At 66.1% G+C, this 13582-nt stretch carries 7 protein-coding genes; 6 read left to right on the forward strand and 1 reads right to left on the reverse strand.

Annotated elements, in window-relative coordinates; translation table 11 throughout:
* The first annotated feature begins 55 nt into the window (after window positions 1–55).
* Entirely contained in the window at window positions 56–1363 is a 1308-nt protein-coding gene (gltA, locus tag DEF76_RS06925) for a citrate synthase (RefSeq protein ID WP_114913729.1), read from the forward strand.
* A 40-nt stretch (window positions 1364–1403) separates the two neighbouring features.
* Here gltA and DEF76_RS06930 read toward each other — a convergent pair whose 3' ends face one another.
* Window positions 1404–3023, reverse strand: a complete 1620-nt coding sequence (locus DEF76_RS06930) for an acyl-CoA dehydrogenase family protein (RefSeq protein WP_114911705.1) — start codon at window positions 3021–3023, stop codon at window positions 1404–1406.
* Between the two features lie 202 nt (window positions 3024–3225).
* Here DEF76_RS06930 and katG point away from each other — a divergent pair, with 202 nt between their 5' ends.
* The 5 genes from katG (at window position 3226) to DEF76_RS06955 (ending at window position 13513) form a co-directional block, all read left to right on the forward strand.
* On the forward strand, window positions 3226–5397 hold the full coding sequence (katG, locus tag DEF76_RS06935) for a catalase/peroxidase HPI (RefSeq protein WP_114913730.1): 2172 nt from the start codon (window positions 3226–3228) through the stop codon (window positions 5395–5397).
* 496 nt (window positions 5398–5893) lie between these two features.
* A complete protein-coding gene (locus DEF76_RS06940) occupies window positions 5894–8521 on the forward strand; it encodes an Rne/Rng family ribonuclease (RefSeq protein WP_114911706.1) in 2628 nt (875 codons plus the stop codon).
* 89 nt (window positions 8522–8610) lie between these two features.
* Complete coding sequence (locus DEF76_RS06945; protein WP_114913731.1) at window positions 8611–9240, forward strand: TetR/AcrR family transcriptional regulator; 630 nt, start codon at window positions 8611–8613, stop codon at window positions 9238–9240.
* Window positions 9241–9313: 73 nt separating this feature from the next.
* The gene (locus DEF76_RS06950) at window positions 9314–10408 is read left to right on the forward strand and encodes an efflux RND transporter periplasmic adaptor subunit (RefSeq protein ID WP_162800519.1); all 1095 of its coding nucleotides are present in this window, start codon (window positions 9314–9316) and stop codon (window positions 10406–10408) included.
* A gap of 36 nt (window positions 10409–10444) precedes the next feature.
* Window positions 10445–13513 (forward strand): efflux RND transporter permease subunit, encoded by a 3069-nt coding sequence (locus tag DEF76_RS06955; protein ID WP_114911708.1) that lies wholly within the window; start codon window positions 10445–10447, stop codon window positions 13511–13513.
* Window positions 13514–13582: the final 69 nt, after the last annotated feature.

The raw sequence follows: 13582 nt of genomic DNA on the forward strand, positions 1-13582 counted from the left end.
CGATAGCCGACACGCCAACAAACGCGCGGCGCGCGCCGCCACAGGGGACACACGCATGAGCAACGCCACCAAGAGCTCCGCCGTCATCACCATTCCCGGGCATAATCAGAGCGCGGAATTGCCCATGCTGGCGGGCACGATCGGGCCGGAGGTGCTGGACATCCGCAAGCTTTACAACGAACTCGGGGTCTTCACCTTCGATCCCGGCTATGGCGGCACGGCGTCTTGCGAAAGCAAGATCACCTATATCGACGGCGATGAGGGAGTCTTGCTTTATCGTGGCTATCCGATCGAGCAATTGGCCGAGCATTCGACCTTTCTCGAGGTGGCGTATCTCCTCCTCAATGGCGAGTTGCCCAATGACGCCGAATTCGCCGAGTTTGAGCGCGGCGTCACCCGCCATACCATGCTGCATGAGCAGTTGCGCAGCTTCTTCAACGGCTTCCGCCGTGATGCGCATCCCATGGCGGTGTTGTGCGGGGTGGTTGGCGCCTTGTCGGCGTTTTATCACGACAGTCTCGACATCAATAATCCCGAGCATCGCCGCATCAGCGCCTTCCGCCTGATCGCCAAGGTGCCGACGATCGCTGCCTGGGCCTATAAATACTCGATCGGCCAGCCCTTCATGTATCCGCGCAACGATCTCTCGTTCGCCGAGAATTTTCTCTACATGATGAACGCGGTGCCGGCCGAGCCGTTCAAGGTCAATCCGATCCTCTCACGCGCGATGGACCGGATTCTGATCCTGCACGCCGATCACGAGCAGAACGCTTCGACCAGCACCGTGCGCCTTGCCGGTTCGACCGGCGCCAATCCGTTCGCCTGCATCGCCGCCGGCATCGCGAGCCTCTGGGGCCCGGCGCATGGCGGCGCCAACGAGGCGGTTTTGAAAATGCTCGAGGAAATCGGCCATGTCGATCACATTCCCGAGTTCATCGCCCGCGTCAAAGACAAGAACAGCAATGTTCGGCTGATGGGCTTTGGCCATCGCGTCTATAAAAACTATGACCCACGCGCCAAGATCATGCAGCGCACCTGCCACGAAGTTCTCGGTGAACTCGGCATCAAGGACGACCCGCTGCTCGATCTCGCGATCGAACTCGAACGGATCGCCCTCAGCGACGAGTATTTCATCTCGAAAAAGCTGTATCCCAACGTCGATTTCTATTCCGGCATCATTCTCAAGGCGATGGGTTTTCCGACCAGCATGTTCACGGTGCTGTTCGCGGTCGCGCGCACCGTGGGCTGGATCAGCCAGTGGAAAGAGATGATCGAGGATCCCTCCCAGCGCATCGGCCGCCCGCGCCAGCTCTATACCGGCGCGCCGATGCGCGATTTCGTCCCGCGCTCGCACCGCGATTGAGTTTTCCGGAGGCGGCGGCGCCCGCGCCTTACGTTTTGCCTTACGCCGGCATCGCCCGCGCAAGGATTGGCGATGTGTCGATCGCCGCATCGAAGGCGCCGTAAGCGGCGCCGCGTGGCGAGAGGCGCAGGCGGCAAAAGGCTTCGGCGAGCGGGTTTTCCGTGGTGAGGAGCACGGCGGCGCTGGCGGCGAGCGCGATCCGCTCGACGAGCAGCCGCGCCTGCGCTTCTCCAGCAGGTTCGAGCGCGATCTCGGCGATCCAGGCATCATAGAGCCTTTCGCGGCCGCGTGCCGCCTCGAGAAACGCCCGGAGTGCGGCAACGCTTGCCGCCTCGCGGGCGAGCGCGCGCAGCACGTCGAGCGCGATGACATTGCCCGAGCCCTCCCAGATCGCATTCAGCGGCGATTGGCGAAAAAGCCGCGGCATCGGCCCGCTCTCGATATAACCGCCGCCGCCCACGCACTCCATCGCCTCGGCAACGAAGCCCGGGGCGCGTTTGCAAATCCAATATTTGGCGCACGGGAGCAGAATGCGGGCGAGCGGATCCGCCGCGTCGAGCGCGGCGGCGAGGCGGAAGGCGAGCGCCGTCGCGGCTTCGCTTTCGATCGCGAGATCGGCGAGCACCGCCGCCATCGCCGGCTGATCGAGCAGCCGCCGCTGAAAGGCGGTGCGATGGGCGGTGTGCCAGAGCGCTTGCGCCAGCGCCGCGCGCATTTGCCCGGCCGAGCCAATGGCGCAATCGAGCCGCGTGTGCTGAACCATTTGGAGGATGGTCGCGATCCCGCGGCCCTCCGCGCCGACGCGTTCGGCGAGCGCGCCATGATAGTCGATTTCCGAGGAGGCGTTCGCGCGATCGCCGAGCTTGTCCTTGAGGCGGATGATGCGAAATCCGGCGTTGCGCGTGCCATCGGGCAGCCAGCGCGGGACGAGAAAGCAGGTGAGGCCGTCTTTGGCATAGGCGAGCGTGAGAAACGCATCAGACATCGGCGCCGAGCAGAACCATTTATGGCCGGTGAGGCGATACCAATTGCCGTCCGCGATTTTTTCGGCGCGGGTGGTGTTGGCGCGGACATCGGAGCCGCCCTGTTTCTCGGTCATCGCCATGCCGATCGTGACCCCGGCTTTTTCCGCGGCCGGGCGCGAAGCGGGATCGTAGCGGCCGGCGAGGATGCGCGGCACCCAAACGGCGGCGATCGCGGGTTCGGCGCGCAAGCTGGGGATGGCGGCGTAGGTCATCGTCATCGGACAACTGGTGCCGGGATCGACCATGCCGGTGAGGGTGAGGATGGCGGCGTGGGCGACATGGCCCGCCTCCGTCCCGTCCCAGGCGAGCTTCGCAAAGCCGCTTTCGAGGCCGAGCGCCATCAACTGGTGATAGGCGGGGTGGAAGGTGACCTCGTCGATGCGCTGGCCGAAGCGGTCGAAATTTTCCAAGACCGGCGGGTTGCGCTCAGCGGCGATACCCCAGGCGATGGCGTCCGCCGAGCCGGCGCGCGCGCCGAGGGCGGCGAGCCGTGCCTCATGGCGGGCGCCGCCGGCGTTTGCCACCGCGTCCATCAAGGCGCGGTCGCTGGTGAAAAGATTGCTATTTTCGAGCGGCGGCGGCTGGTTGAAAACCTCATGCGTGTCGAGCACGGTGACGGGCCGGAGGGCGGTCATGGCGTGGTTTCTCCCCAAAGATCGCGCGAAAAGGTAGCGAAACCAGGGTGGGTGGGGAAACGCTTTCGCGTCATCGCTTGGGTCGATGGCGCTCGCCAAGAAATTTCGTTGGCGTGCCACCCAAGGCCTTTGCCACACTGGCGCCGCAGCGACGAACGCGGCAGGGTGGCCGCGCGGCGTTTTTGACACGGAGGTCAATGTCATGGATGGAGATCGCGCCACAGCGGCTGGCAAATGCCCGGTGATGCATGGCGGCAACACCGCTTTTCGCGACCAGGTGATGACTTGGTGGCCGAACGCCCTCAATCTCGACATCCTGCATCAGCACGACACCAAAACCAATCCCCTGGGCGCCGGATTCAGCTATCGGGAGGCGTTGAAGACGCTCGATATCGCGGCGCTGAAACGGGATCTCCACGCGCTTTTGACCGACAGCCAGGATTGGTGGCCGGCGGATTGGGGGCATTATGGCGGGCTGATGATCCGGCTCGCCTGGCATTCGGCGGGAACCTATCGCATCGCCGACGGGCGCGGTGGCGCCGGGCACGGCAATCAGCGTTTCGCGCCGCTCAATTCCTGGCCCGACAATGTCAGCCTCGACAAAGCGCGCCGCCTTTTGTGGCCGCTCAAGAGGAAATACGGCAACGCGGTGAGTTGGGCGGATCTCATCATCCTTGCCGGCACCATCGCCTATGAATCGATGGGATTGAAGACGTTTGGCTTTGGTTTCGGGCGCGAGGATATCTGGCATCCGGAAAAAGATACGTATTGGGGCGGCGAGAAGGAATGGCTCGCGCAAAGCGCCCAGCGCTATGGAAACGATGATCGCGCCTCCTTGGATAACCCGCTCGCCGCTGTGCAAATGGGGCTGATTTACGTCAATCCCGAGGGCGTTGACGGCCATCCCGATCCGCTGCGGACCGCCCAGGATGTCCGTGTCACGTTCGAGCGCATGGCGATGAACGATGAGGAGACGGTGGCGCTCACCGCCGGCGGCCACACCGTCGGCAAGGCGCATGGCAATGGCGATGCGACGCGCCTCGGCCCGGCGCCGGAGGCGGCGGATCTCGAGGAACAGGGGCTTGGCTGGCACAATCCGAGCGGCACCGGCGCCGGGCCGGATGCGATCACCAGCGGCATCGAGGGCGCCTGGACCACCCATCCGACGAAGTGGGACAATGGCTATTTCCATCTCCTTCTGAATTACGAGTGGGAACTGAAGAAAAGCCCCGCCGGCGCCTGGCAATGGGAGCCGATCGGAATTCGCGAGGAAGACAAGCCCGTCGATGCCTTCAACCCCTCGATCCGGCGCAATCCGATCATGACGGATGCCGACATGGCGTTGAAGATGGACCCGAGCTATCGCCCGATTGCAGAGCGATTCTACAAGGATCCGGCGTATTTCTCGGAAGTTTTCGCGCGCGCCTGGTTCAAGCTCACCCATCGCGACATGGGGCCGAAAGCGCGCTATTTCGGCCCCGACGTGCCGAAAGAGGATCTGATCTGGCAGGATCCGATCCCGCCCGGCCGCCGCGATTACGATATCGCCGCGGTCAAGGCGCGCATCGCGGCGAGCGGGCTTGGCGTCAGCGAACTGGTCGCAACCGCGTGGGACAGCGCGCGGACCTTCCGCGGCTCTGATCTTCGCGGCGGCGCCAATGGCGCGCGCATCCGCCTTGCGCCGCAGAAGGATTGGGTGGGGAACGAGCCGGCGCGTCTCGCCAAGGTGCTCTCGGTCTTGGCGCCGATCGCCCGCGAGACCGGCGCGAGCCTTGCCGATGTCATCGTGCTCGGCGGTAATGTCGGCATCGAGCGCGCGGCCAAGGCGGCCGGGGTCGAGATCACCGTGCCGTTCGCGCCGGGGCGCGGCGATGCCACCGAGGCGATGACGGATGCCGCGTCTTTTGCCGTCCTCGAGCCGATCCATGACGGCTATCGCAACTGGCTCAAGCAGGATTACGCGGCGCGGCCTGAGGAGCTGATGCTCGAACGCACGCAGCTGATGCGCCTGACGGGCCCCGAGATGACGGTTCTGGTCGGCGGCATGCGGGTGCTTGGGACCAATCACGGCGGCACGAAACACGGCGTGTTCACCGATCGGGTCGGCGTCCTGAGCCAGGATTTCTTCGTCAACCTCACCGATATGAACATGCGCTGGGTGCCGGTCGGCGAAAATCTCTACGAGATCCGCGATCGCAAGTCAGGCGCGGTCAAATGGACGGCGACCCGCGTCGATCTCGCATTCGGCTCGAACGCCATTCTCCGCGCCTATGCCGAGGTTTACGCGCAGGCTGACAGCCGGGAGAAATTCGTCACCGACTTCGTCGCCGCCTGGGTGAAGGTGATGAACAGCGACCGCTTCGATCTCGCCTGAGAGGGGCTGGCGCCGGGATTTTCGGCCTGAGCGCGACGCCTGCCAGGGCGTCCGGGGTTGGGGTTGACGGGATGCCTTGCAGCCGGGCCGGGATTGCGTCATGATGTCTTTTAACTTGCTGGCGAGCGCGGAGGGGTGTTTTGCTCCGTCTGCGGGGTGCTGGCGGGTTCGGTAGCCCGTGCGGATTGTGCCCGGTCAGGCGTTTTCGTGCCTGGCGAATAGCATGTCCGGTGCAGCTGGCACTGGTTTGCGCTGATCTATTGCGGTGTTCGCCGACCTGTCGGCCGTGCCGCCCGTAACCTTGAGATTGTTTGCCCGACCGTGATTTTTCACTCTTCTCGCAATGCCGATGCCCGCAGCGCCTCCCCCGAGGCCGCGGGCGCTATGTTTGATCGGTGTGAGAGCGGTCGCCCGCGGTCTCTTTCCCGCTTTTCCCGTCGCCGGTGGAGCTTGTTTTGCGCAGCGCTCCCGGCGCCGCTCCGGAGTTTTCATTTCCATGACCAAACGCCTGCTCATCGATGCCTCCCACGCGGAAGAAACCCGCGTGGTCGTGATCGACGGTAATCGCATCGAGGATTTCGACGTCGAGACCGTCGCCCGCAAGCAAATCAAGGGCAATATCTATCTCGCCAAGGTGGTGCGGGTCGAACCCAGCCTCCAGGCCGCTTTCGTCGAGTATGGTGGCAATCGCCACGGGTTTCTCGCGTTCAGCGAAATCCATCCCGATTATTACCAGATCCCGGTCGCCGATCGCCAAAAGCTTCTCGCCATGCAGGCCGCCGCGGCCGGCGATGACGACGATTCCGATGATGAGTTGCCGGCCGCCATGGCTGCGCCCGACCAGCCGCCGGGCGAGCAGCCGGCGGTCGAGGACCATGCGCTTTTTGCCGCCGATCCGGCCAGCGCTGGCGGCGCCGGCGAGGACGGCGCGGCGGCGTCCGCCGCGCCCTCTGACAACGACCCGCCGGAGAGCGAACAAACCGAGGGTGATCGGCCCGAGCGCGAGGCGCCCGAGACCTTCGGCGGCGGCGACGGCGAGAGTGGCGAGGAGGGGCGCGAGCCGCGTCTTTTGCCCCGCTTTCTGCGCCAGTACAAAATCCAGGAGGTCATCCACCGCCGCCAGATCATGCTGGTCCAGGTGGTGAAGGAGGAGCGCGGCAGCAAAGGCGCGGCGCTCACCACCTATATCTCGCTCGCCGGCCGCTTTTGCGTGCTCATGCCGAATTCGTCGCGCGCCGGTGGGGTTTCGCGCAAGATCACTTCGCTCGCCGATCGCCGCCGCCTCAAGGAAGTGATCGCCGAACTCGGCATTCCGGACGGGATGAGCATGATCGTCCGCACCGCCGGGGCCAACCGTCCGAAACCGGAGATCAAGCGCGATTGCGAATATCTTTTGCGACTCTGGGACGATATCCGCGAAACCACCCTCGCGTCGATCGCCCCGGCATTGATCTATGAAGACGCCTCGCTGATCAAGCGGGCGATCCGTGACGTCTATTCGCGCGACATTGACGAGGTGATCGTCGATGGCGAGGCGGGCTGGCGGAGCGCGCATGAATTGATGCGCCTTCTCATGCCGAGCCATGCCAACAAGGTGATCGCGTGGAACGATGGCGGCACGCCGCTTTTTGCGCATCACCAAATCGAATCCCAGCTCGAGGCGGTGTTCAGCCCGACCGTGCCGCTCCGCTCCGGCGGCTATCTGGTGATCAACCAGACCGAGGCGCTGGTCGCGATCGACGTCAATTCCGGCCGCGCGACGCGTGAACGCGATATCGAGGATACCGCGCTCCGCACCAATCTCGAAGCCGCCGAGGAGGCGGCGCGGCAATTGCGGCTGCGCGACCTTGCCGGGCTGATCGTCATCGATTTCATCGACATGGAGCAGCGCCGCCACAATCTCCAGGTCGAGCGGCGGCTGAAAGAGGCGCTGCAGCAGGATCGCGCCCGCATTCAGGTCGGCTCGATCAGCCATTTCGGCCTCCTGGAAATGAGCCGCCAGCGGCTCCGCCCCTCGCTCACCGAAACCAGCCTCGTCACGTGCCCGCATTGCGGCGGGCTTGGCCATGTCCGCAGCACCGAAAGTGCCGCGATCCACGTGCTCCGCGCGGTCGAGGAAGAAGGTGCCAAGCGTCGTGCCGCCGAAATCGCCGTGCATGCGGCGGCGCCGGTGGTGCTCTATGTCCTCAACAACAAGCGGACCCTGCTTTCGGAGATCGAGACCCGGTTCGGGATGCGGGTTGCGTTCCAGATCGACGCCAGCCTGACCGGCCAGCAGATTCGCATCGAACGCATCCGCGCCCAAACCCGGACCCAGGGCGAGGGTGAAGCCAGCGCGCCGCGGCTGCTCGCGCGGGCGCCCGAGGAGTCGGCTGCGGCGGAGGCGCCGGTGGTGGCGAAGCCCGCACTCGTCGCGCCGGACGCCGAACGCGCGGCTGGGGAAAGTGCTGCGGAGGGGAAGCTCGCCGAAGGCGAGGAGCGCAGCAAACGCCGCCGCCGCCGCCGCCGCCGGAGCGGAAGCAAGCGGCGCGAGGAGATGGCGCCCGGCAACGAGGCCGCCGCCACGCCGGTCTTGACGGTGGACGCGGAAGAGATCGGCGAGGCAGAAGCGGCGCCGAGCGGCGAGGCGCCACCGGACATGGCGTTCGAGCCATTCGCATCCGAGCCCGCCGCATCCGACGCCGTCGCCGCGCCGGCGCAGGACGTCGCGGCGGACGCGCCGGCCCCATTGATGGCCCCGTTGGCGGTCGCGACAATGGCCGACCCCACGACGGACGCTGCGGCCGGTTCAGACGCTGCCCCCGCGTCCGAAGTGGAGGCCGCGCCAGCGGGCGAGGCGGCGCCGAAGCGCCGCCCCCGCACGCCCCGCCGCACGCCCCTTGCGCCGCGCCGGCGCAAGACCGTGGTCGCGGCCGATGGCGAGGCGCTTCCCGATCTCGCTCTGCCTGGCGCCCCGCAGCCGGAACTGTTGCCGCTTGAGCCGCCGATGTCCGCCGCGCCGCCCGCCATGGCCGCGCCGCCGGTGCCCGAGCCCGTCGTGGTGAACGTCGAGACCGGCACACCCGATATCGTCGCCGATACCCCCCCCGAGGCGCCGCGCAAGCGCGGCTGGTGGCGGCGCTGATCGTCATGGGGGGATAACGGATCGTCGCGGCGGCGGCGGATGGCGGGACAGAGATGACAGATGACGGCGATCGTCATAAGTTGACGGCCATGTCAGCGTCACCCCATGCCGATCTTAGCCCCACCGGTCGCGCGACCCGCGCTGCCATCACCGATGCGGCAGAGCGGTTGTTTCGCACCCTCGGCTATCAGAAAACCACGGTCGCCGATATTGCCCGCGAACTTCATATGTCGCCGGCCAATGTCTATCGGTTCTTTGCGAGCAAAGCGGCGATCAATCAGGAAATCTGTGCGCGCATTCTCGCCGGCCTCGATGCCGCGGCCTGGGAGGTGGCGCGCGGCCCCGGTAGCCCGCCGGAGCGCGTGCGCGCGCTATTTCATCTTCTGCAGCGCGAGACCGAAGATCGGTTTTTCAAGGAACGGCGGATGTATGACATGATCGCCGCCGCCTTGCAGGAAAACTGGCCGATCGTCGGTGCGCATATCCACGAGATCGACGCCGCGTTTCGTCACATCGTCGATGAGGGACAGGCGCAGGGGGTTTTCGCCCGCCTCGACGGCGAGGATGTCGTGCGCTTTCTTCATGGCGCCTGCGCGATTTTCACCCATCCCGCGATGGTCGAGAAGTGCCTGGCGATGGACGAAAATCTCGCCGCGATCGCCGAACGCACGGCCAATTTCTGCCTGCGTGCCTTGCGCCCGGACGGGTCGCCAGAGTGATGATTGTTTTCTGACGATTATTGACAAACGTCATTTAATCAGCCAGGCTCGCCGCGTTGCCCGGAGAGAGCCCATGCCCGTCCCCGTCCGCCTTCCGCCGCTCGCCGTTTTGATGCTGCCCGCGCTGCTGCTTGGCGGCTGCTTCGAGCGGACGGTGGCGCGTGTCGAGCACACGCCACGCCCGGTCGCGGTCGTTTCGGTCGCGCTCACCGCGGATGCCGAGACCAGGGACTATAGCGGCATTATCGCGCCGCGCCGGGCGCCGGCGCTGGGCTTTCGCGCCGGCGGGCGCATCGCCGAGCGCCTGGTCGATGTTGGTGCGCGGGTCAAAGCGGGGGATGTGCTGGCCCGGCTCGACCCGAAAGATCTGGCGCTCGCTGTCCGCAGCGCCGCGGCCGACCTCGCCGCCGCCCGTGCGCAGGCGGCGCAGGCGTTGGCGGATGCCAGGCGGAGCGCCGAACTCCGCCGTGACGGTTGGACCGCTGCCGCCGCCGATGAGGCCAAGCAGGCCGCGGCCGGCACCGCCGCCGAACGCGTCACCGCCGCCACCGCGGCGCTGGCGCTGGCCGAACGCCGCCTATCCGACGGTGAATTGCGCGCCCCGCAGGATGGGGTGATCACCGCCGTGCTGCGCGATCGTGGCAGCGTGGTTGCGGAGGGGGAGGCGGTATTCGAACTCGCCGAGGCCGGCCCACCCGAAATCGTCGTCTCGCTCCCCGAGCAGGCGCTGGCCGACGCCGATCGCCCGGACACGACGGTGACGCTTTGGGCGCGGCCGGGCTTTGTGCTCGCGGCGCGGCTGCGCGAACTCGCGCCGAGCGCCGACCCGCGGCTGCGCACCTATGCCGCGCGCTATGTGCTGGTGGATGCCCCCGCGTTCGTCGCCTATGGCATGTCGGCGACACTCCATCTCGCGGTCCGCGGGGCTGATCGCATCGCCCTGCTGCCGGCGGCGGCGCTGATCGATCGCGGTGACGGGCCGAGCGTTTGGACGGTCAAACCAGACGGCACGCTGGCCGCGCAAGCCGTGACACTGCGCCGCTTTGAGCAAGATCGCGTCGCCGTCTCCGGCCTTGCCGACGGCGCGATGGTGGTCGCGCTCGGGGCGCAGAAACTCGATCCCGGGGCGCGTGTACGCATCACCGATACGCTGCCCGCGGCCGAGTGATCGCACGCGACGCGGGCGCATGAGCGGGGGCATGGCGTGAGCGGATTCAATCTCTCAGCCTGGGCGGTTCGGCATCGCGCGCTTACCGGATTTTTGATCGCGCTGATTTTTGTCGCCGGCGCCTTCTCCTATACCCGGCTCGGGCGGAACGAAGATCCGAATTTCACCCTCAAACTGCTGGTGGTGTCGGCGCAATGGCCGGGCGCGACGGCGGCGGAGACGCAAAATCTCGTCGCCGACCCGATCGAACGCAAGCTGCAGGATCTCGCCCATCTCGACAATTTTTTCACGTATGTAGAGCCCGGTCTCGCGGTGACGATGGTGCTGTTCGAGGATTCGACGCCGCCCAAAGACGTGCCGGAACTGTTTTATCAGACACGCAAAAAACTCGACGATCTTCGTCCCAACCTGCCGCCGGGCGTCCTTGGCCCGATCGTCAACGACGAATACGCGGATGTCTATGGCGCGGTGTTTGCGCTCACCGGCACCGACAACGCCGCGCTGACGCGCGAGGCCGAGCGCGTGCGTGATCGCTTTCTCAAAGTGCCGGGGGCAGAAAAAGTCACCATCCTTGGCGAAATTCCCCGCACCATCGATGTCACCTTCCGGCAAAGCCGGCTCGCCGCGCTCGGTGTTACGGTGCCGGAGATCGCGCAAACGATCGCGCGCCAGAACCTGCTGGCGCCGGCTGGGCTGATCCAAACCGGAACCACCGAGGTGCCGCTCCGCGTCGCAGGCGCACTGGCCGGACCGCGCAGCCTCGCCGCGGTGCCGATCACCGCCAATGGCGCTTTGCTCCGGCTCGGGGACATCGCCGAAATCCATCGCGGCTATCAGGATCCACCGGCTTTTTCCATCCGCCATGACGGTGCGCCGGCGGTGGTGGTTGCGGTGTCAACACAGCCGCGCGTCAACCGGCTGGCCTTTGGCGTCGCGCTGCGCGCGGCCGCGGCGGACATCCGCGCCGATCTCCCGACCGGCATCGTTTTGCAACAAATCGCCGATCAGCCGAAAGTCATCGCCGAATCGGTCGATGAGTTTCTGCTCAAATTTACCGTCGCCCTCGGTGTTGTCCTTCTGGTTTCATTCTTTTCGTTGGGCTGGCGGACGGGAATCGTCGTGGCGCTGGCGGTGCCGCTCACGCTTTCCCTGGTTTTCGTCGCGATGGATCTGCTTGGGATCGAATTGCAGCGGGTTTCGCTCGGCGCGCTGATCATTTCGCTCGGCCTGCTCGTCGATGACGCGATCATCGCGGTCGAAACCATGGTGGTGAAGCTGGAAGAGGGGTGGGAGCGAGAGCGCGCGGCGGGTTTTGCCTGGCAATCGACGGCGTTTCCAATGCTGACCGGAACCTTGGTGACGGCCGCGGGATTTTTGCCGATCGGATTCGCGCGCTCTTCGACCGGTGAATATGCTGGCGGCATTTTCTGGGTCGTTGCCGTGGCGTTGCTGGCGAGCTGGGTGGTCGCGGTGGTTTTCACCCCCTATCTCGGGGTTCTCTTATTGCCGCAGCCGAAAAAAGCCCTGTCCCACGCGGCGATCTATCGGACGCCACTTTACCGGCGACTGCGGCGGATGGTGACCTTCGCGGTGCAATATCGCGGCGCCGTCACCCTGGCGACGGTTGCGCTGTTCGTGCTTGCGGTTGCTGGCGCCGGACTGGTGAAGCAGCAATTTTTTCCGGCCTCGGCCCGGCCCGAATTGATCGTTGACGTCACCCTGCGCCAGGGCGCGAGCCATGCCGCAACCGAGGCTGCGGTCGCCAAAGTTGAAGATTTGCTTGCCAAGGATCGCGACGTTCTGTGGTACACGAGCTATATCGGTGGTGGCCCGCCACGATTCATTCTCTCGTACAACCCGACGCTGCCCAATAACGCGGTCGCGACCATCGTGATGACGACGCGCGATATGGCGGCGCGTGAGCGGGTGCGGGCGCGGCTCCTGGCGTTTGCCGCCGGCGAGGGCGTGCCGGCGGCGCGGCTTCACGTCTCGCGCATCGAACTCGGGCCGGCGGTCGGGTTTCCGGTGCAGTTTCGCGTGATGGGCGATGATCTCGCCGGCGTGCGGCATGCCGCCGATCAGGTTTTGGCGGCGCTCCGCGAAACCCCTGGCGCGCGCGATGCGCAGCTCGCCTGGGGCGAGCGCGCGCCCTCGCTCCGTCTTGCGCTCGATCAAGCGCGGGTGCGCGAACTCGGCCTTGCGCCCGCCGATATCGCGGCGACACTGGATGCGCTGCTCTCGGGCCTCGTCGCGACCGAGATTCGCGATGGCACCAAGGTGATTGACGTTGTCTTGCGCGCCGCCCCCGAGGAGCGGCGCGATCTCGCCCATCTCCCCGATCTCATCGTGCCGACCGCCGCTGGCGGATTGCCGCTCGCGCAGATCGCCCGGCTGGAGCCGCAAACCGAGGAGCCGATTCTCTGGCGGCGCAACCGCCAACCGACGCTCATCGTTGAGGCCGAGCTGCAGGACGGGTTGCAGGCGATCGACGTGAGCGCGGCCGCCGAGGCGCGTATCCGCGCCCTCGCGCTGCCGCCGGGTGTGCATGTCGAAACCGGCGGCGCGGTGGAAGAATCGGCCAAGGCGAACGCCGCTTTGGTCGCGGTTTTCCCGGTGATGGTCGGCGCGCTGCTTTTGCTGCTGATGATCCAGTTGCAAGATCTCCGCCGCGTGCTGCTGGTTCTGGCGACGATGCCGCTTGGGTTGATCGGCGCGGTGCTGGCGCTGCTGCTCGCCGATGCGCCGTTCGGGTTCGTCGCTCTGCTCGGGGTGATTGCGCTCGGCGGGATGATCATGCGCAACACCATCATCCTCGTCGATCAGGTGCGGCAAGATCAGGCGGCGGGCTTGCCGCTCCGCGAGGCGATCATCGAAAGCACGGTGCGCCGCGCGCGGCCGGTGGTGCTGACCGCGCTGGCCGCGGCACTCGCTTTCATCCCGCTCAGCTTCAACGTCTTTTGGGGGCCGATGGCGCTCGCGATGATCGGCGGTCTTTTGGTTGCGACGGTGCTGACGCTGGTATTCCTGCCGGCGCTCTATGCGCTCGCCTTCCGGGCCGAGAAGGCGCGGGAGGCAGCTTCAGTGCCCGTCATGGCGACGAAGTGATCACTTTCGCGCCGACATGCTCGCGCGCGCCGAGCCTCTGTTGACCCTGGCGAGACGAGTTCCTAACCT

The organism is Acidibrevibacterium fodinaquatile (assembly GCF_003352165.1).
GTDB classification, from domain to species: Bacteria; Pseudomonadota; Alphaproteobacteria; order Acetobacterales; family Acetobacteraceae; genus Acidibrevibacterium; species Acidibrevibacterium fodinaquatile.